The sequence below is a fragment of the Neisseria sp. GT4A_CT1 genome (genome assembly GCF_000227275.1).
Classification (GTDB): domain Bacteria; phylum Pseudomonadota; class Gammaproteobacteria; order Burkholderiales; family Neisseriaceae; genus Neisseria.
The window spans coordinates 30,129-49,939 of sequence record NZ_JH164968.1 but is presented as its reverse complement, the minus strand read 5'-3'; the positions used below and the strand labels follow the sequence as shown (position 1 = coordinate 49,939).

12 protein-coding genes and 1 pseudogene are annotated in these 19,811 nt (G+C 55.5%); 5 read left to right on the top strand and 8 right to left on the bottom strand.

The annotated features are described in order from the left end of the window. Window positions 1-50: 50 nt before the first annotated feature. From HMPREF1028_RS08950 to HMPREF1028_RS08940, 3 genes are all read right to left on the bottom strand, one after another. Complete coding sequence (locus HMPREF1028_RS08950; protein WP_009312464.1) at window positions 51-1,349, bottom strand: pitrilysin family protein; 1,299 nt, start codon at window positions 1,347-1,349, stop codon at window positions 51-53. A 157-nt stretch (window positions 1,350-1,506) separates the two neighbouring features. After that, window positions 1,507-2,874, bottom strand: a complete 1,368-nt coding sequence (locus tag HMPREF1028_RS08945) for a pitrilysin family protein (protein ID WP_009312463.1) — start codon at window positions 2,872-2,874, stop codon at window positions 1,507-1,509. A gap of 345 nt (window positions 2,875-3,219) precedes the next feature. Continuing rightward, window positions 3,220-3,705, bottom strand: coding sequence for a GNAT family N-acetyltransferase (locus HMPREF1028_RS08940; protein WP_009312462.1), 486 nt, complete (start codon window positions 3,703-3,705; stop codon window positions 3,220-3,222). Between the two features lie 354 nt (window positions 3,706-4,059). Between HMPREF1028_RS08940 and HMPREF1028_RS08935 the strand changes: the two genes are divergently transcribed. The 3 genes from HMPREF1028_RS08935 to mutS all read left to right on the top strand — a co-directional run bounded on the left by HMPREF1028_RS08935 (window position 4,060) and on the right by mutS (window position 9,318). Then, window positions 4,060-5,517 carry an oligopeptide:H+ symporter gene (locus HMPREF1028_RS08935; RefSeq protein ID WP_009312461.1) on the top strand — a complete coding sequence of 486 codons (1,458 nt, stop codon included), beginning with the start codon at window positions 4,060-4,062 and terminating at the stop codon, window positions 5,515-5,517. Window positions 5,518-5,586: 69 nt separating this feature from the next. After that, window positions 5,587-6,534 carry a DUF4424 family protein gene (locus HMPREF1028_RS08930; protein WP_009312460.1) on the top strand — a complete coding sequence of 316 codons (948 nt, stop codon included), beginning with the start codon at window positions 5,587-5,589 and terminating at the stop codon, window positions 6,532-6,534. Window positions 6,535-6,693: 159 nt separating this feature from the next. Next, window positions 6,694-9,318, top strand: coding sequence for a DNA mismatch repair protein MutS (gene mutS, locus HMPREF1028_RS08925; protein WP_009312459.1), 2,625 nt, complete (start codon window positions 6,694-6,696; stop codon window positions 9,316-9,318). Between the two features lie 162 nt (window positions 9,319-9,480). Here mutS and yccS read toward each other — a convergent pair whose 3' ends face one another. The 4 genes from yccS to HMPREF1028_RS08905 all read right to left on the bottom strand — a co-directional run bounded on the left by yccS (window position 9,481) and on the right by HMPREF1028_RS08905 (window position 17,910). Further along, a complete protein-coding gene (gene yccS / locus HMPREF1028_RS08920; RefSeq protein ID WP_009312458.1) occupies window positions 9,481-11,628 on the bottom strand; it encodes a YccS family putative transporter in 2,148 nt (715 codons plus the stop codon). Window positions 11,629-11,883: 255 nt separating this feature from the next. Beyond that, on the bottom strand, window positions 11,884-16,092 hold the full coding sequence (locus HMPREF1028_RS08915; protein WP_009312457.1) for a translocation/assembly module TamB domain-containing protein: 4,209 nt from the start codon (window positions 16,090-16,092) through the stop codon (window positions 11,884-11,886). Window positions 16,093-16,432: 340 nt separating this feature from the next. Then, window positions 16,433-16,927 carry a heme-binding protein gene (locus HMPREF1028_RS08910; RefSeq protein WP_009312456.1) on the bottom strand — a complete coding sequence of 165 codons (495 nt, stop codon included), beginning with the start codon at window positions 16,925-16,927 and terminating at the stop codon, window positions 16,433-16,435. A 482-nt stretch (window positions 16,928-17,409) separates the two neighbouring features. Continuing rightward, window positions 17,410-17,910, bottom strand: coding sequence for a hypothetical protein (locus tag HMPREF1028_RS08905; RefSeq protein ID WP_009312455.1), 501 nt, complete (start codon window positions 17,908-17,910; stop codon window positions 17,410-17,412). Between the two features lie 10 nt (window positions 17,911-17,920). On the opposite strand from HMPREF1028_RS08905, the pseudogene HMPREF1028_RS14760 reads away from it, so the two are divergent. Next, window positions 17,921-18,043 (top strand): annotated as a pseudogene (locus HMPREF1028_RS14760) (IS5/IS1182 family transposase); the annotation flags it as partial. A gap of 163 nt (window positions 18,044-18,206) precedes the next feature. Here the strand turns inward: HMPREF1028_RS14760 and HMPREF1028_RS08900 are convergent. Further along, window positions 18,207-19,052 (bottom strand): mechanosensitive ion channel family protein, encoded by an 846-nt coding sequence (locus HMPREF1028_RS08900; RefSeq protein WP_009312454.1) that lies wholly within the window; start codon window positions 19,050-19,052, stop codon window positions 18,207-18,209. 507 nt (window positions 19,053-19,559) lie between these two features. Here HMPREF1028_RS08900 and HMPREF1028_RS08895 point away from each other — a divergent pair. After that, window positions 19,560-19,811 (top strand): transposase (locus HMPREF1028_RS08895; RefSeq protein ID WP_156798144.1); only part of this gene is annotated, 252 nt, incomplete at its 3' end.

Sequence of the window (19,811 nt, the reverse complement as noted above, 5' to 3'; positions counted from 1 at the left end):
CAAGCCTTGTCCGACAGGCTGTATCTGTCGGACAAGGATGGGCGGCGGGGTTATTCGGCACCGACGACGACAATGTGCAAATCTTCAGGTTTGACGCGGCGCTTCCAAGCGTCTTTGACTTGCGCCACGGTCAATTTGCCGATGGCTTTGGGGTAGGCTTCGAGATAGTCGTTGGGCAGGTTGTGATAACCGATGATGCTGAGGTATTTCACCAGTTTGGCGTTGGAATCGAAACGCAGGGGGAAGCTGCCGATGATGTTGGCTTTGGCTTGCGCCAGTTCTTCTTCGGTCGGGCCTTCTTCGATGAATTGTTTGATGACCGCCTGAGCCTGTACGAGCGAGTCTTTGGTGTTTTTCTTCTGGGTGGAATAGGCGATGGTGAACATACCCGCTTCGGTCGCCGGTTCGAGGTTGCTGTATACGCCGTAGGTGTAGCCGTAACGGTCGCGCAAGACTTTCATCAGGCGGCTGTCGAAACCGCCGCCGCCGAGGATGTAGTTGCCGGCAACCAAGGCGTAATAGTCGGGGTCGTGGCGTTTAATCAGCGGCATACCGAGCAAGACTTGCGCCTGTTCGCCGGCAAACGGGATGTTGCGGCGTTGTGCCGGATTGGGTTTGACGGGCGGGACGGTGTGGGCGGCTTTGCTGCGGTCGGGCAGGCCGTTCAACACGTTTTTCACAAGCTGGTCGGCTTGTTTGCGGTTGATGTCGCCGACGATGGCGACGATGGCGTTGTCTTTGCCGTAGCGGCTGCGGTGGAACGCGCGGATGTCGTCAAGGTTGACTTTGCGGATGCTCTCCGCGGTGACGTTGGCGCCGCTGCCGTATGGGTGGTCGGGATAGGCAAGTTTGGTCAGGGCGCGTCCGGCGGTGAAGTCGGGGGTGGTTTCCTGTTGCTGGAGGGTGGTCACCGCCTCTTTTTGACGGCGGTCGAACACGGCGGGGTCAAAACGGGGGTGCGTCAGGGATTGGTTGAGCAGTCCGGCGGCTTTTTTGAGCGTTTCGGGGCGGCTCAGGCTGCGCAAGACGGCGGCAGAGCTTTCCTGTCCGCTGCTGCTGTCGATTTGGGCGGCAATATCGTCGGCGGCGGCATTAAAGGCTTCTTCGTCCAGCTTTTCCGTGCCGTCGGTCAGCAGGGCGGCGGTGAATTCCGCCACTTCGCTTTTGCCTTCGGGGTTGAACACGCTGCCCGCGCCTTTGAAGTTGACCTGCATATCGACGATGGGGTTGTCGTGTTGCTCGACCAAAAGGACTTCTGTGCCGTTGCCGGTGGTCCAGCGTTGGATGTCCACGCCTGCCTGTGCGGCGGTGGAGAAGGCGAGGGCTAATATGAGGGGAAGGGATTTCATCGGATATTCCTTTGCGGTTTAACCCGGCTGCCGGGGCGGAAGGGCGGTTTGGCGCCGTATTCCGCCCCGTTCCGAGTCATGTGCCACTTCGGGCGGTGTCGGTTCGGAGGTCGTCTGAAAACGGGAAAAGCGGTTTCAGACGACCCCTTGGGTCGGTTTATTTAGGTTGAGGCTTGTTTGCCGCCTGAACAATCGGGTGGTACAGGATTTTCGGGTCGGGCATCACGACCACGGTCGCCAAGCGGTCATCCGTCAGCAGCTGCGCGGCGGCCTGCACATCTTCGACGCTGACGGCTTTCAGGCGGCGGCGGATTTCCGCTTCGTCGCTGTATTCGAAGCCGCGCGCCTCCAGCCGCCCGATGATGGAAGCCTGTGCTTCCATAGAGTCGCGCTCGTAGATTTCGGACGCTTCCGACTGCGCTTTGATGCGGTTCAGCTCTTCGGCGCTGACTCCGTTTTCGGCGATGTCTTTCAATTCGCGGCGCAATTCGGCGATGACGGCATCGACTTCGACGTTGTCCGCCGGCATGGCGAAGATGCTGAACAACGGCATTTCACGGCTGATCAGGTCGTAACTTGCGCCCGTACTCAAAGCCATCTGTTTGCCGCGTATCAGGTTTTTATCCAAGCGGCTGGACGAGTTGCCCGACAAGATTTCCGACAGGACATCCAGCGCATAGGGCAGTCTGTCGTCCAGACTTTCCAATCCGGGGACGCGGTAGTTCAAGCTGACCAAGGGTTGGCGCGTGACCACCGAGGTCGTCTGAAAATTCACAGGTTCGCGTTTGAACGGTTCTTTGGCAAGCATATTGCGGTCGGGCTGCTGCTTGGCGGGAATGTTGCCGAACAGTTCCGCCGCGGTTTTGAGCGTCTTCTTGGCATCGACATCACCGACAATCACCAAAACGGCATTGTTCGGCGCGTAATATTGCTGATACCAGTCGCGCAGGTCATCGGCTTTGAGCGTGTGCAAATCATTCATATAACCGATGACCGCGGCTTTCATCGAAGGCAGCGTAAAGCTGTTCAGATACACCTGTTCCCACAGCTTGCCGTCCGCCGTGTCTTCCGTGCGTTGGCGGCGTTCTTCGCGGATAACGTTCATTTCATTGAGAAATTCTTCATCACTGAAATTGAGGTTATGCATACGGTCGGCTTCGAGCTTCAACACTTCGGGCAGGTTTGCCGCCGCGATGTTTTCGTAATAAACCGTCTCGCTGCGGTTGGTGTAGGCATTGTTCTCTCCGCCCAAAGCGGCGACACGGCGGTTGAATTCTCCCGAAGGTACGGCCTGCGTGCCTTTAAACATCATGTGTTCCAAGGCATGGCTCAAACCGCTTTTGCCCTGTTTTTCATCCACGCTGCCGACTTTATACCAAAGCTGCGACACGGCGACCGGCGCGCGGCGGTCTTCTTTCACAATAATCTTCAACCCGTTGGGCAGCGTTTGCGATACGGTCTGCGCCAGCGTGAGTACGGGCGCGGACAAAGCAAATATCAGGGCAAGATGGCGTAAGCTGTTCAATCTGGATTCCTCTCAGTCGGTCTGGCGCAGAGCAGGCTCTGCTTGAGTGCAAAATATTACCGAGAACGGGACGAAACGGTTGTCTGTCCGTTTCGGTCTGCGCTGAAGCAAAATCAATAAAAACGGTGATGAAGTCGCCGTTTTCGAGTGATTCCGCTTCAGCCCAAATATGCCGGAGAGACTTCAAATCAAGACAAGGCGCGGCAACGCCGTATCGCTTTGAAGTCAATCCTTTTATAGAACGTTGCAATGATAAACAGTTCCCATATGCGTAAATAAAAAGGTCGTCTGAAAATCAAAGATCGGGTTTCAGACGACCCCTGCGTCACAAGATGGGTGTCACATTCAACCGGATTGTCCGTCCCCCTCCAATACCAATTCCATTACCGACACCGTCTCGCCGTTGTGCCGACAGGTCTTAATTTCACACCAGCCGTATTTCTCGTAAACCGACTGCACGTCCGGCGTATAAAGGTAAAGCTTGGGCAGGCGCATTTGGCGGGCGGCGGCGAGGCAGTGTCCAATCAACAGGCCGCCCACGCCCGTCCCCCTGTGTTCGGGCAAAACGAACACATCGCCCAACCAATATTCGTATTGGGGAAACTCCTCCATATCGTGCCGTTTGAGCGCGGCAGAACCCAGCAGCGCGCCGTCCTTTCCGACGGCGGCAAACGCCAGCGGCAGGTTCTCACCGTTCAGGCATTCCGCGTAATAGGCGCGGATTTTGTCCATAGACGACCACGGCGCAAAATCATGCCATTGCAGATAAAGCGCGCGGGCGAGCGGTTCGACGTGTTCGGGGCGTAAAGGCATGATGTTCATGAAGGGCATGATACGCCCGCGCCTTCCGCCTGAAAATGCCTCCTTTTTGCCGATACGTTTTCAGACGACCCCTGCTTAAATCAAAATGCGGTTTACCTGTGCAGCCTCAAACCTTTGCCATATGCCGTTTGACAAGCGTTTCAGATTCGGCTAAAAACCGAAAAATGTTTGGCATCGTAAACTCCTGTAAATCCTAGATGAAAGCATCGGATACGGGCGTTTCCCGCCAAACCCGCAGGGTGCGGCAGGCAATCCTTACGCCCGCGCCCGCTCTAAGAAAAATATTGAAAATGCCGGCGGGGCAGGCAGGTTTCCGCCGGGGCGGTCCGTCTGCCCAACCTCTGCCAACAGGAGAACTTTAATATGTCTGACAACCAGTCCGCCCGCAAGGAAAAAACCTTCTTCGGGCATCCCATCCAGCTCTCTACCCTGTTCCATATCGAATTGTGGGAACGTTTCTCGTTTTACGGGATGCAGGGTATCTTAATGATCTATCTCTATTACGCTGCCAATAAAGGCGGTTTGGGCATAGACAAGTCGCTCGCCGGCGGCATTGTCGGCGCATACGGCGGCAGCGTGTATCTGTCCACCATACTCGGCGCATGGCTTGCCGACCGGATTTGGGGCGCGGAGAGAACGCTGTTTATTTCCGGCATCGTGGTCATGCTCGGACACATCGTTTTGGCAATCGCACCGGGGCTGTACGGGCTGTTGAGCGGCTTGGTGTGTATCGCATTGGGCAGCGGCGGCGTGAAATCGTCGGCAAGCTCGATGGTCGGTTCGCTTTATGAGGCAGATCACATGAAGCCCCTGCGCGATGCCGGATTTTCCATTTTCTATATCTCCATCAACATCGGCGGCTTTTTAGGCCCGCTCTTGACCGGCTTGCTGCAAACGAAGATGGGTTTCCACTACGGCTTCGGCGCGGCGGCAGTCGGTATGGCTTTGGGGCTGTGCCTTTACTCTGCGGGACGCAAACTGCTGCCGCATACGCCTGCCCCCAATCCGCTGCGCCCTGAAAAAGTGCAGACCGCTGCGGCAGTCGCCGTGTTGATTGTCTTGATTATCGGCAGCCTGATTGCCTCGGGCACGATCAATTTGGACAACTTCCCCAAATTTCTGCTCGGTACGGTCATTCTGACCATTATCGCCTATTTCTCGCGCCTGCTCGGCAGCAGCCATGTGTCGTCTGAAAACAAACGCCACATCATTGCCTATATTCCGCTGTTTCTGACCATCTGCCTGTTTTGGGCAGTCTGGTACCAAGTCTATTCCGTAGCAACGGTATATTTTGACAAAACGGTTGACCGCACCCTATTCGGCTGGACTGTCCCCGTTGCATGGAAAGATTCCATCCAAAGCATGTGGGTCATCCTCTTCTCGGGCATGATGGCGGCAATTTGGACGAAAATGGGCAAATATCAGCCGAAAACCCCGTTTAAATTCGTATTGGCGATGATTGTTGTCGGCATATCCTATCTGATATTCGTACCGTATGTCTCATCAGAGACACCCATGCCGATTAGTGTTTTCGCACTGTTCCTGCTCGTCCTCACCATAGGCGAACTGATGATCTCGCCGATTGCACTTTCCATCGCGACCAAAATCGCCCCGCCCATGTTCAAAACGCAAATGGTCGCGCTCAATTTCTTGGGTTTTTCAGTGGGTTTCACTTTGGGTGGCGTGTTGTTCAAAGAGGGATTCAATGAGAAAGCACCGCTGGATTTCTACTGGATGATTTGCGGCATAGGCGTGATAACCGGTTTGGTATTGTTGCTGCTTGTACCTATTTTGAATAAAATGCTCAAAGGCGTAGATTAAATACTGATTCATTAAGAAGGTCGTCTGAAATGCCGTTTCAGACGACCTGTTTTTAAGGACTTTGAACCCATGAAACCCCACTCTTTCCTCCTGCTCCTCCTGCTTGCCGGAGCAGCCCATGCCAACGACAGCATGGGTACAGTCAGCACAAGCGGCATCAAATATCTGAAAAATCCGCATATCGATATGCAGAGCGAAGATTTGTACATCAGCGAACACCAGATTCGCGTGCATTACCGGTTTAAAAACACCTCCTCGCAAGACCTTACCGAAACTGTCCTTTTCCCTTTGCCGATTGTTCCTGCTTTCACCGATTCCGACTTTGCCGACACCAAAGGCTTGGTTGACAGCTTCCGAATTTACGCCGACGGCAAACCTGTCCGCCCGCAAACCCACGTCCGTGCCTATTTTGAACGGAGTAACGGCTCGCTGGTGGACGTGACCGCCGATTTGAAAAAATGCGGTTTGAGCGATCAGGAACTGATGCACCCTTGGACGCAAAAGCAAGATGGTGAAAAAATCGACAGCAAAATCGGAGCCTGCCGCTCCGCCAAAGTCCAATCCATGCTGTCCAAACAGACGGATGAACTGTCCTATTGGTCGTCGCAGATTATTTACAGCTGGAAGCAAACCTTCAAAGCCGGCAGCGTCACCGAAATCAAACACCAATACACCCCGCTGGTCGGCGGCAGCTTCCTGCCTTCGCTTAAAGCCAAAGACAGCAAAGCATTCATAGATGAGTACTGCATGGATGAAAACTTCCTTAAAAACTTTAAAACTGTGGAAGGAGGTTCAAAGGTCTATCACCATTTGGGCTATATCCTGACCACAGGTGCCAACTGGGCAAAACCCATCGGTAAATTCACGTTGACCATAGACCGCGAGCCCAATACCGTGATTTCGCTTTGTTGGGACAAATCCTTGCGCAAAGTAGGGCCGAACCGCTTCCAAGCAGTCAAAGAAAATTTCCTGCCGAAAAAAGACTTGGACATTATTTTCGTTTACGAAAAACCCTAAGCGGCATACATATAGTGGATTAACTAAATCAGGACAAGGCGAGGCAACGCCGTACCGGTTTAAAGTTAATCCACTATAAAAGGTCGTCTGAAACCTTGTTTTAGGGTTTCAGACGACCTTTTGCTACAATAAGGCTTTTCCGTTTTGCAAGGCATTCCCATGAGCAAATCCGCCGTTTCCCCGATGATGCAGCAGTATCTCGCCATCAAATCGCAGTACGCCGACAAGCTGGTGTTTTACCGCATGGGCGATTTTTACGAGCTGTTTTTGGATGACGCAGTGGAAGCGGCGAAGCTGTTGGACATCACCCTGACCACGCGCGGGCAGATGGACGGCGTGCCGATTAAGATGGCGGGCGTGCCGTTTCACGCGGCGGAGCAGTATCTGGCGCGGCTGGTGAAGATGGGCAAAAGCGTGGCAGTGTGCGAGCAGGTGGGCGAAGTCGGCGCGGGCAAAGGGCCGGTGGAGCGCAAAGTCGTGCGCATCGTTACACCCGGCACGCTGACCGACGCGGCGTTTTTGGAAGACAAGGAAACCAACCGCATCGCGGCGGTGAACGCGGATAAAAAACACATCGCCATCGCGTGGGCATCTTTGCAAAGCGGCGAATTCAAAACCAAGCTGACGACGGCGGACAAGCTCGCCGACGAGCTGGCGCGTTTGCAGGCGGCGGAAATCCTGTTGCCCGAAGGCAAAAGCCTGCCTGATGGTTTTCAGACGACCTCCGCCAACATTACGCGCCTGAACTCATGGCAGTTTGCCGCCGACGCGGGCGCGAAATTATTGACCGAATATTTTGGCTGCCAAGACCTGCACGGCTTCGGTTTGGACGGCAAGGAACACGAAGCCGCCGTCGGCGCGGCGGGCGCGCTGTTGAACTACATCCGCCTGACGCAAAACCTGATGCCGCAACACTTAGACGGCATTTCGCTCGAAACCGACAGCCAATATATCGGCATGGACGCCGCCACGCGCCGCAATCTCGAAATCACGCAAACCCTCTCCGGTAAAAAATCGCCGACCCTGTTTTCCATACTCGACGGCTGCGCCACCCACATGGGCAGCCGCCTCTTGGCACTCTGGCTGCACCACCCCTTACGCAGCCGCGCCCACATCCGCGCCCGCCAAGAAGCCGTTGCCGCGCTGGGTTCGCAATACGAAACCCTGCAAGGCCGTCTGAAAAACATCGCGGACATCGAACGCATCTCCGCCCGCATCGCCGTCGGCAACGCCCGCCCGCGCGACCTCGCTGCCCTGCGCGACAGCCTGTTTGCCCTATCCGAAATCGAATTGTCCGCCGAGGGCAGCAGTCTCTTAGAAACCCTCAAAGCCGTTTTCCCCGAAACCCTGTCCGTCGCCGAAACCCTCAAAGCCGCCGTGATGCCCGAACCCGCCGTCTGGCTCAAAGACGGCGGCGTCATCAACCAAGGCTATTCGGCAGAACTCGACGAGTTGCGCCACATCCAAAACCACGGCGACGAATTCCTGCTCGACCTCGAAGCGCGCGAACGCGAACGCACCGGCCTCTCCACCCTCAAAGTCGAGTTCAACCGCGTTCACGGCTTCTACATCGAGCTATCCAAAGTCCAAGCCGAACAAGCCCCCGCCGACTACCAACGCCGCCAGACCCTGAAAAACGCCGAACGCTTCATCACCCCCGAACTCAAAACCTTCGAAGACAAAGTCTTGACCGCGCAAGAGCAGGCATTGGCATTGGAAAAACGCCTGTTTGAAGCCCTCCTCAAAGACATTCAGACGACCCTTCCTCAGCTTCAAAAAGCCGCCAAAGCCGCCGCCGCCCTCGACGTACTCTCCACCTTCGCCGCCACCGCCGCCGAACGCGGCTTCGTCTGCCCCGAGTTCGCCGACTACCCCGTCATCCATATCGAAAACGGCCGCCATCCCGTCGTCGAGCAGCAAGTGCGCCACTTCACGGCCAACCACACCCGCCTCGACCACAAACACCGCCTCATGCTCCTGACCGGCCCCAACATGGGCGGCAAATCCACCTACATGCGCCAAGTCGCCCACATCGTCCTCATGGCGCACACCGGCAGCTTCATCCCCGCCGATGCAGCCCAAATCGGACCCATCGACCAAATCTTCACCCGCATCGGTGCCTCCGACGACCTCGCCTCCAACCGCTCCACCTTCATGGTCGAAATGAGCGAAACCGCCTACATCCTCCACCACGCCACCGACCAATCCCTCGTCCTCATGGACGAAGTCGGACGCGGCACCTCCACCTTCGACGGCCTCGCCCTCGCACACGCCATCGCCGAACACCTGCTGCAAAAAAACAAATCCTTCAGCCTCTTCGCCACCCACTATTTCGAGCTTACCAAACTGCCCGAAGCCCACGCGACGGCGGTCAACATGCACCTCTCCGCGCTCGAACAAGGACAAGACATCGTCTTCCTCCACCACATCGAACCCGGCCCCGCCAGCAAAAGCTACGGCATCGCCGTCGCCAAACTCGCCGGCCTGCCCAACCGCGCCCTCAAAGCCGCCCAAAAACATCTGGACGAACTCGAAGCCCAAGCCGCCGCCGTCCGCCCGCAGTTGGACATCTTCAGCACCCTGTCGTCTGAAAACGAATACAGCGGGTTTAGCTCAAACGAAACGGCGGACATTGCCCCCCAAACCGCCGCAAGCCAAGAAAACCACCCCGCCCACCACGCACTCGCCGAAGCCCTAAACCAAATCCGCCCCGACGACCTCACCCCACGCGAAGCCTTAGACGCACTGTACCGCCTCAAGCAGATTGCCGAAGGCGGGGAATAAACGCGTTGGTTCATTGAAAAAGGTCGTCTGAAAAACCTTGTTTCGGGTTTTCAGACGACCTTTCGTTTGCCTGCCGATTAATATAGTGGATTAACTAAATCAGGACAAGGCGACGAAGCCGCAGACAGTACAGATAGTACGGCAAAAAGTTAATCCGCTGTATCACACGGCTTGCGGGCTGGCTTCAATGTCGTGCAGGCTGCGGTAGCAGGGGTCGAGCTGGTTGGCGATGAGGGTGAGCTGCCGGTGGAGGATGTGGCTTTGACGTTCGTCGCCTGCTTCTGTTTGTAAGGCTTCCAAGTCGGTTCGGATTTGGGAGAGGGTCGTCTGAAAATCTTGTTCGCTTGTTTGCGGGAGGCGTTCGAGCAGGTCGGCGATGCGGTAGCCGCTTTGGTAGAACTTGCGGACGAAGTCGGGGCTGCACGCGCCGTCCATTTCGCTGCGGTATGCACCGAGTGCGGAGATGTAGCCGGTCAGGGCGTAGCTGGTTTTGAGGAGGGTGAAGCCGCTTTGCAGGTTGTTGCCGTATTTTTTAGGTTCGCTGCTCATGTCGGAGAGGGTGCTGCTGAGGGTGGCGGTGCGTTCGTGGGCTTGGCGGCGGACGGTGCGGTATTCGACGTCGTCGGCGATGCCGTATTGGAGCTGGTCGAGGATTTTTCTGAGGTAGGCGCCGTTGCCGCCGACGGTTTGGGCGGCGGTTTTTTCGAGGGTGAGGTAACGCCAGTCCGGCCAGAGGTAGGTGACGGCTGCCCACGCGAGGACGGAGCCGACGATGGTGTCGATGATGCGGACGGGCATGGCGGCATAGACGTCCAGCCCGGCGAGAGAGAAGCTGGTGAGGGCTTGGATGGTGATGAAGAAGGTGGAGAAGCTGTATTTGTAGCTTCGGGTCATGAAAAACAGGGTGGTGCTGGCGATGACTATCCAGAGTTTGGTTTCGACGGAAGGGGTGAAATAAGGCACGAGGGAGCCGACGATGACGCCGAGGATGGTGCCGGCGATGCGTTGGTACACGCGGCTTTTAGTGGCGGTGTAGTTGGGTTGGCAGACGAAGAGTGCGGTCAGGAGTATCCAGTAGCCGAGGTTGAGATGGAGGATTTCGACGATGGTGCAGGAGGCGGCAACGAGGATGGAGAGGCGCGTGGCGTGGCGGAACACGCCGGACTCGAAGTTGAGCTGGCTGCGGACGGTCTGCCAGACGTTTTTCAGGCTGCTGTTTTCGAGGGCGGCGATGCGGGTGTCGCTGCTGTTGTCGTTTTCGGCGGGGGAGTCGCTGTGTTGGAGTTGGCGCAGTTGGTGGTCGACGCTGCCGAGGTTGTCGAGCAGGCGGCGGATGTGGTGGATGTTGCGGCTTTCGGGGTGGTCGTCGGTGTAGTGGGCGAGGGATTGGCGGCAGCCTTCCATCGCGCGTCCGAGGCGTTTGCTGTATGTGTAGTCTTTGCCGTTCCTCAGGGCGGCGGCAACGTTGCGGCACGCCTGCCCCTGCATTTCGAGCAGGCGGCGGATGCGGAAGATGAGGTCGGTGTTTTTGAGGGTGTCGGTCAGCTCGGTATAGTCGGCGTGGGCGGAGCTGACGCGTTCGTGTATGTCTTGGGCGGTGAAGTAGTAGCGCAGCATTTTGGCGGTGCGCGGGTGGCGGTGTTTGCCGCGCAGGCGGTAAAACAGGGCGGCGCGACATTGGTTGAAGGCGCTGATGACGCCGGTGTTGCTCATGGCGAGGTCGATTTGGCGGTTGCCGAGCCAAGCGGCTTCGTCGGGATCGAAAAAGTCGGCTTTGGCGTCAAAATACCCGCCGAGCGCTTCGTAGGCGTTGGCGACGCTTTCTTGAACGGGGCGGTGCGGGAGGATGATTTGGAAAACGAGTGTGCAGGTGCTGTATAACACGGTCCCGAGCAGAATCATGACGGGATTGGTCAGCCAGAAGGTTTCGGGGGTGTAGGTGAGCGTGGTGTAGGTGGCGACGGCAAGTGCGCCGAACGCGAAGGTGCGGTATTTCAGCCCGACCGCGCCCAAAATGGTAAAGCCGAACGTCATCAGGGTCATGGCGAGGATGAAGGGCAGACCTGTGCCGAGCGTGCTTTGGGCGACGAGCGACGAGAGGGTGAACAGGGCGACGGTGATGATGATGTTTTTCAGACGACCTGTCAGGCGGTTGTCCAAATCGACGAGGCCGCCCGCGATGATGCCGAGCACGAAGGGCATGGCGAGCTTGGGCGTGCCAAACCGCCAGACGAGGGTCGCGGCGATAAAGACGCTGGCGAAGACGGGCAGCGAGGTGATGATGAGGGGTTTGAGCGGCGGGAGTTTCATCGTGTAGGGCGCAGCTTTAAATGGGAATGGTTTGATTATTATGAATGAAATGAAACGGTATTCTAACAGGATTTTGGAGCGGGACGGAGGCTGCGGAGTCGTCTGAAAACCTGCCCGACAGCGTCCCTGCGAAACGGATATGACCGACCTGCCTATCTGTCCTCAAGAAAAAGGAACGAGATTGCCGCGCATGAAAAAGGTCGTCTGAAAACCCTAAAGTGTGGTTTTCAGACGACCTTTTCTTTTTCGTCGGCGTTATTGCGTTTGCTCGGCTTTCTGTTTTTCCGCTTCTTCGATTTTGCGGTCGTTTTCGTAATCCGAACGGAAGAGCCTGTCGAAACGGATGGTGTATTTCAACTCGCCGCCGTATGAACGGCTGCCGACGCGGGCAACGGCTTGGATGGCGCGGGTGAGCTGGTACACGAGCTTGACCGACTGTTCGGCACTGGAAAGACCGTATTCGTAACCTGCGTAGAGGTTGTTGGTGAACTGCTTGCCGACGGTCAGCACTTGTTCGGCGGGGTTGAGTTCGCCGGTTTGGGCGTTGCGGCTGCGTTGGCTGGTGATGCCCAAATCGTCCACCAGTCCGAGCCTGTCGTTGACTTGTCCGGCAAGGAGCGCGCCTGCCGCTGCGGAAAGGGCGGCATTGTCGCCGTCGCTGCCGCTGCTGGCGCGGTTGAGGATGAGCCAAGAGAGCTTGTCTTTTTCGCTCATCGCCTCTTTGGCAACGAGGGTCACGCGCGGATTGGAGAGGCTGCCGAGGACTTCGACGCCCGCACCGACGGGGGAAAGGCGGCGTTCGGCGCGGATATTCAGGTTGGGATTGTTGAGCGGGCCGACGAAAGAAACCGTACCTTTGGTGATGTCGAGGTCTTGTCCGTAGGCTTTGTAACGGCCTTTAACGACTTTAACCGTACCGACGCCTTGGATGGCTTCGCCCGGGCGGGAAGTGATGGTCAGCTTGCCGCCTATGGTGATGTCTGCGCCATAACCGACGAAACGGATGTTGTCGTTGAGGTTGAGCGTCAGGTTGAGGCTGATAGGCGTTACGGCGGCGGTTTGTTTTTTCTCTTCGCCCAACACGACGACATCGTCGTCCAACGAGGGCATGGAGGATTTTTGCGAACCGAACATACCGTAGTCGCTGCCCAATGTACCGTTGAGGATGAAGCCCCTGGCCTGGTTGTATTGCACTTTCGCGCTGCCGGAGAGGCGCAGGCGGCGGTTCGGACGGGAGAGGGTGTCGTATTTGTCGAAGACGACATCTACGTCAACGTCCGGATCGGCGTTGGCAAGGTTGACGGAGCCTTTCAGCTCGAGCGTACCGCCTTTGTGGAACTTGAGGCTGTCGATAATCCAGCGTTGTCCCTGCAAATGGGAACGTAAAACGCCGTTGTCGAGGATGAGGCCTTGGGTTTGGTTGCGGTAGTAGAGGTTTTCGCCGTTGAGCGTACCGGAAAGCTGGGGATCGCCGACGCGTCCGCCAAGGCTGACGGCGGCATTCAGACGACCTTTGACGGTTTGTCCGACGGGCAGGAAGTTGCGGAAGACTTCGAGGTCGGCGACGTTGAGGTTGAGTTTGCCGCTCAAAGGCGCGGTGTCCATGCTGGCGCCCTGTCCGATGTTGACCGTACCGTCAGCAGCGCCGTAATTGCTGGTGCCGTTCAAGGTGGCGGCGACGGTAGGTGCGCCGACGCGCCCGCCTATGGTGGCGGCGGCATTCAGACGACCCGTAATGCCTTGCGCGGTAGCGGGCAGGAAGGTTTTGATGGCACCCAAGTCGGGGACGTTGAGGTTGATTTTGCCGCTTATGGGCGCGTTGGCGATTTTGTTGCCGAACTGCTGGCTGATGCCCAGATTGGCGTTGACGCTGCCGAAACGGGTGCTGCCGTCAAGTGTACTGTCGATGCGGCCGTTTTGGAAACGGGTGCGCAGGGAGAGAGCGCTCAAACCCAAAGGCATCTGTTTTTTCGGGTCTTTGTTCGGCAGGATGATGTCGCCGCTTTGGCGGTTAATGTTGAGGTAGCCGCGGGCGTTTTGACTGTACGCCAAATCCCAATCGCCGCCGAGTACCAAGTTGTGTTCGACGGGGATTTTGACGAAGTTTTGCAGCTCGGTGATGTGCAGGCTTTGCGCACTGCCCTTGCTGGTGATGCCGGCTTTTTTGTCCCAAACGAAGTTTTGCAGGTTGAGGCTGCCGCCCATCGCGCTCCAACGCGCCGCGCTCATGGAAACACGCTCCGCACCTGCTTCGAGGTTCATGCGGTTTTGAAGTTTGAGGTTGAACGCGCCGCCGATGTCGAGCGTATCCACGCTGCCTTTCCACTGATTGAAGTCTTTGTTCAGACCGCCTGCTGCGTTGATTTCGAGTTTGTAAGGTTTGCCGTCCAACGCCATGCTGCTGCTGCCGTGTATGCGGTGTTGCGCGCCCGTGCCGTTGAGGGACAGATTGACCGCATCAATGACGGTCGCGCCGCCGGAAAGGGCGATGTGGCTGCCTTTGATGTCGGCGGCAAGCGGACGGTTGATGTCGGGCGTGCCTTTGAGTTTGAAGTCAATCATACGGATGTTGACGGCTTCGCCGACACGCAGTGCGCGCGCTTCGCCGGAGAGGTCGGCTTCGTAGGTTTTCAGCCCGCCTTTGAGGTCGCCTGAAATGTAGCCGCGCGTATTGAGCAGCCCGCCCAGTCCGAAACCGAAACGGGAAAGGTCGGGAGCGGTGATGTCGATGTTGAGACGGTCGCCTTTTTTACCGAAGCTGCCGTTGGTTTTGACGATATTGTTGCCCAAACGCAAATCAGTCAGCGCGCGCGGAAGATGTCCGGATTCGTAAACGACGTCGGCTTTACCGCTGAGGGGAACATTATTTAACGTACTCGGCGCAAACTGCATTTTGCCGGCGAATTTTTCTTTCGCCAGTTCGCCTGAGAGATTGATGGTGCCGTTGACGCTGCCGGCGGGCAGTTTTGAGTCGAGACGGGACGGATTGAACGCCTTGCTGGAAACATCGAGCTTGAGCAGGCGGTCTTTGAAGAGTTCGAGCGAACCTTGCGCCGTCAGTTCGCCACCGTTTTGCGGTGCGATGCGGACGCGGTCGAGTTTGAGGGTGCGCTGCCCATGTTGTCTGTCGGTAACGAAGGACAGCAGGCCGGAGAGTTGCGCGCTGCCGCTTTCAAGATTCCAGTCGATAGCGGGCGAGGCGGTTTCGCCTTTGACGCCGATAAATCCGTTCCACTGACCGGCAACATTGGTGCGGACGAGGTCGTCTGAAACGAGGTTGTTCACATTAATCTTGAGCGCCAGCGCGTTTTTCACCGTATCGACCGTACCGGCGACATTGAACGAACCTTCCTCCAGCAGCCCGATTTCAGACTCTTGGACGGTTACCACGCCGTTGTCGTTGATGGTGAAGTCCGCCAGAATGTTGCGCACCGGAATGGATTTTGCATCGGCAAAACCAGCCGCCTTGTTTTCCAAGTCGAGCGAGCCGTCCAGCGCGATACCGTGTGTAAACGAAGGCACGACGGTCGCGTCAAACGTCAGGTTTGCCTTGGGCAGCGACGGCAGGAACGCGGTCGGATTGATGTTGAAACCCTTGATCAGCACCTCGCCGATCATCTTGTCCAACGAAGCAGCAAAAGGATGCACCGTAGATTTCGCCGACAAATGCACATCGTCGCCGTCCAGCAGGATTTCAGTCTGCACGTCCTGCAAGCTGCCCCACAGACGCGCCTTACCCTCTATCGTCTCACCTTCCAGCTCGCCCTTCGTCTGAATCGTCGTATTGAGCGCAAACGGCTTCTCCAGCCCGACCACCGCCGAACCCGTCGAATTGCTCCACGGCGTATCGAGGGTTTTCAAATCCAAGCGGTGTTCTTTCTGATCGTAATGGTATGCCGCATTCAGATGGTCGAGATAGGCCGTCTGCTTATCAAAATTTTTGCCCACACTGAGCCTGCCCGTCTCAAAACGGTCGATAAACACCAACACAGGCAAATCAATGCTCTCAGGCAGCCCTTTGGACGGCTTTTTCTCTTTCGGCGGCGTCGGCTTCGGCACGACCGCAATATCGCCCGCTACAATTTCAGTAATGTGCAGGCTGCGCTGAAACAGCTCGGACGGCTTCCAATCAAAACGGAACGCGCTGATTTTCACATCCGCCCCATCCGTTTCAATCATCCACTTATCGCCGTGAAAACCCTTAACCAGCGTACCTTCCAGCGTTTCCGACGCAATCTTCACGCCAAACCACGACGGAATCTTGTACAAACCGAAACGCAAACCCGATTCCGTCCCCACCAGCCAGCCGATAAAGCCCGCCAGCGCGCACACCAACACAACCAACGTCAGCAACAGACCCCGCAACCAGCGCCTCTTGCGCTTGGGCGGGGTGGGTTGTGTTTCAGACGACGTAGGCACACTGTTTGGCGTTTCTTGGGTTTCTTGGACTGCTGTTTCGGACATCTTGGCTTTCTTGTATGACTTAACGGCTTCTCAGGACTCCGCCGCACCCGACGGAATCGGCTTTTCAGACGACCCCATATCAGGACAGGCCGTCTGAAAAAGGATAATCATATCCCATTGCGGCGAATTGTGCTTGGGAAAGACAGCATTTCAGGCTTCAGACAACCCCATATGCCCGAATGTCATGCCCGAAGCGGTAAAAATGTCAACAAATGCAAAAAGGTCGTCTGAAAAGACTGCGGGAGTTTAGCCCCGCATTTTCAGACGACCTCTGCGTATTTCAATAACCCAACGCAAATCAATGAAAAGAAATACGTCGGGTTTTGCCTCAAGTTGCGGCTTACCTGCCCGACAATACCGCCGCACCTGCTTTCGCGACACTTTCGTCTTCATCGACCGAGCCGCCGCTCACGCCGACACTGCCAACGATAACGCCGTTTTTATCCACCAGCAGCACACCGCCGGGAAAAATCACCAAACCGTCGTTGGTCACCTCAATGCCGTAAAGCTCACCGCCCGGCTGCGAAGCCTTGCCCAAATCGCGGGTGGACATATTGAAATAGCGTGCCGTTTTCGCCTTTTTCTGCGCAATATCAATGCTGCCGATAAACGCATCGTCCATACGCGCAAATGCCTTCAAATTACCGCCTGCGTCCATGACCGCGATATTCATCGGCACCTTGATTTCACGCGCCTTTTTCATCGAAGCCTGCACCACCGCCTGCGCCTGAGCCGTCGTCAAATCGCCCGGCAGCGTTTTGGTCAAACCCGCCGAAAATGCCGGCGCACCCAATGCCAAAGTACACAACAATGCAACTGATTTTATGCCGCGCATAACTGTCTCCTTGTATTGAATCAATGAAAGGTACTGCACTTTTGATTGTATGCCTGTCGGCGGGAAGAATAAAGGTCGTCTGAAAAACTCTGTAATAGGTTTTTCAGACGACCTCGGGTGGGTTTTGGTTTGGTAGTTTCAGTAGCAACTGTATTTTTGACCCCGTCAGGCAAAAATACCAAAACTCAAATCAAGCCGTTCGGATACTATTTCGGCAAAATGATCACGCATTCAGGCATTCAATATCGTCAGTAGTCGGTATACATTGTAGAGTGGGCTTTGCCCACGATAATGTTGGGTAAAAGAGGTCGTCTGAAATTTTGAGTTTGATTCGTGGGCAAAGCCCACGCTACGGGTTTCTATTCTCTCTTGCTACGGTTTTGCCGTAGGTAGGATTCTCGAATCCGACGGCTATTTGAGATGGCAGCGGCTGTTGTCGGATATAAGCTTCCAACCTGCGGCCGGCTACGGTTTGCCCAGCATTATTTGCAACGCATCATCGTCCGCGTCCGCCAAACTTTTTTGCCTGAGCCATCCGTAGAGTAATCACGGAATCTTTGCGTCAGCACGCCTCGGTTTAACGAAAACTCAAAATTATCGTTATAAATCTGCGTACCTTGCTCCGGCTCCTCTTCCCGAACGCGTGCCGTACCTGCGATTTTATCGGGCGAATAAATTCGATAATTCAGTTTCGTATATTTCGCACCCCATTCCCAGCCATTTAATTCAATTGATTTTTTACCTATTTCAATATAAAAGCCGCTATCTTCCGACACATCGACATTATCCACAGCAGCATTACGCTCTTTCTCATTTGCAGCATAACCCATGGCACATAAAGCCCTTACATGTTTGGGCGATACCTTCCCTTCATAATGCCCGGCCCATTTGCCTTGAAACGCTTGCGGAATATCTTGGGCAGCGGCTTGGAATCCAAGAAGGAGCAAACCGGCGGTCAGAACAGATTTTAAAGTGAGCGACATTATATTATTTTATAGTGGATTAACTTTAAATCAGGACAAGGCGACGAAGCCGCAGACAGTACAGATAGTACGGCAAGGCGAGGCAACGCCGTACTGGTTTAAAGTTAATCCACTATACCTTTCAAGAAAAAGTGGTTAAACCAATATGAATAATAATACAGGAAATGGAAAGAATATAAAAAGGTCGTCTGAAAACCATAAGACAGGTTTTCAGACGACCTCAGATGGGCTTTGGGTTTCAAACACCGTATGCCTACGGTTTCAGCAGGTCGGATTCGCCAATTTGAAACTTACCCTTACCCCTGCTGCTGGATGATATGCACGTCTCGCTGCGGGAAAGGAATATTGATATTGGCGGTGCGCAGGTTTTCCACCACCTGCTCGTTCAATCCGAAGCGGAACGCACCCAAATCAGCTTCGTTCGTCCACGCCCAAAGCGTGATTTCGATGGCACTGTCGGCCAAGTTGGTAATATATGTTACTGCCTCTTTGCCTTGGGTCTGTACGCACAAAGGATGCTCGGTGGCGGCTTTCAAAACGGCGGCTTTGGCGGCCTTCAAATCACAGGCGTAATCGACGCCGACCACCACCTGCACGCGGCACAGCGGCATGGAAGAACGATTCACGATGCTGTTGCTCATAACGACGCTGTTGGGCAGGATGATTTCTTCGTTATCCGGCGTACTCAGCGCAGTCTGCACCATTTTAATTTCGCTCACCGTGCCTTCGAAGCCGTTGACCTTGATGTAGTCGCCGACTTTAAACGGACGGAACAGAATAATCAACGCGCCGGCGGCAAAGTTCGACAGTTGGTCTTTCAGCGACAAAGCCACCGCCAAGCCCGCGCCACCGATTAAGGCAGTAACCGACGTGGTCGGAATGCCCAACTTGCCCAGCGCGGCAATAATAATCAGGATTAACAGGCCGACATTAGCCACATTGCCGAGGAAGCTCACCAGCGTTCTGTCCACTTTGGCGCGGGTCAGCGCAGCTTTCATCAAAATAACAAGGCGGGAAGCTATCCATCTACCGACAAAGAAAATCGCCAACGCCGCAACGAGATTGGTACCGAATGCCATGCCGGTTTCAACGAGACGCTCCCAGCCTGAGAATGAAGAGAGGTTTTCAAGATCGAAATTCATGATTTTTATTTCTGGTTAAAGGATGGTTGGAAATTTAGATATTAATTGGTTTTGCGGCAAGCCTGTCTATATTTCAGACGACCTTAAAACCGCGTACCTAAGTCGTATTGAATCCATAAAGGGGACCGCGCCCGTGATTGTATGCCTGTCAGCGGGAAGAATAAAGGTCGTCTGAAAAACTCTGTAACGGGTTTTTCAGACGACCTTGGATGGGTTTTGGGTTTCAACAACCGCGTGCATGCGTACCGCACACACCCTACACCCGATGCCCGGTTTCAGTAGGTCAGATTCTCGAATCTGACGGCTTTTGAGATGGCAGGCTTTTGTCGGATACAAGTATCCGACCTTGTATATCGAAACACCCGTATCATAGCAACAAACCGCCCGCCGCCACCCGCATCCGACCAAGGCAAACAACCGTTGCGTAGCTCAGGGAGCGGCCGGGCAACCCATCGACACAACCGGACAGTTGCCAGACAACACAACCGAATGCAAGGCAGGTTTATGATGAGTACCCAATACAACTGTGCAGGCATCGACATCGCCAAACGAAACTTCGTCATCGCCGTTTCGTCTTTGTCTAAAACCAAAACCAAAACCGAAACCAACAACCCCAAAGGTATCGCCCATACTATCGAATACCTTAAAAAACACAACGTCGCCCTCGTCGTCATGGAAAGCACCGGCGGTCTCGAAATTCCCGCCGCCAAAGCCATCCACCGCGCAGGCATAGCCGTGATCATCGCCAACCCGCGTCAG

Coding starts and splice junctions, on each gene's coding strand:
- HMPREF1028_RS08905 (WP_009312455.1), bottom strand. CDS start 17,910: ATGTCGCTCACTTTAAAATCTGTTCTGACCGCCGGTTTGCTCCTTCTT.
- HMPREF1028_RS08915 (WP_009312457.1), bottom strand. CDS start 16,092: ATGTCCGAAACAGCAGTCCAAGAAACCCAAGAAACGCCAAACAGTGTG.
- HMPREF1028_RS08940 (WP_009312462.1), bottom strand. CDS start 3,705: ATGCCCTTCATGAACATCATGCCTTTACGCCCCGAACACGTCGAACCG.
- HMPREF1028_RS08910 (WP_009312456.1), bottom strand. CDS start 16,927: ATGCGCGGCATAAAATCAGTTGCATTGTTGTGTACTTTGGCATTGGGT.
- HMPREF1028_RS08950 (WP_009312464.1), bottom strand. CDS start 1,349: ATGAAATCCCTTCCCCTCATATTAGCCCTCGCCTTCTCCACCGCCGCA.
- HMPREF1028_RS08930 (WP_009312460.1), top strand. CDS start 5,587: ATGAAACCCCACTCTTTCCTCCTGCTCCTCCTGCTTGCCGGAGCAGCC.
- mutS (WP_009312459.1), top strand. CDS start 6,694: ATGAGCAAATCCGCCGTTTCCCCGATGATGCAGCAGTATCTCGCCATC.
- HMPREF1028_RS08900 (WP_009312454.1), bottom strand. CDS start 19,052: ATGAATTTCGATCTTGAAAACCTCTCTTCATTCTCAGGCTGGGAGCGT.
- HMPREF1028_RS08935 (WP_009312461.1), top strand. CDS start 4,060: ATGTCTGACAACCAGTCCGCCCGCAAGGAAAAAACCTTCTTCGGGCAT.
- yccS (WP_009312458.1), bottom strand. CDS start 11,628: ATGAAACTCCCGCCGCTCAAACCCCTCATCATCACCTCGCTGCCCGTC.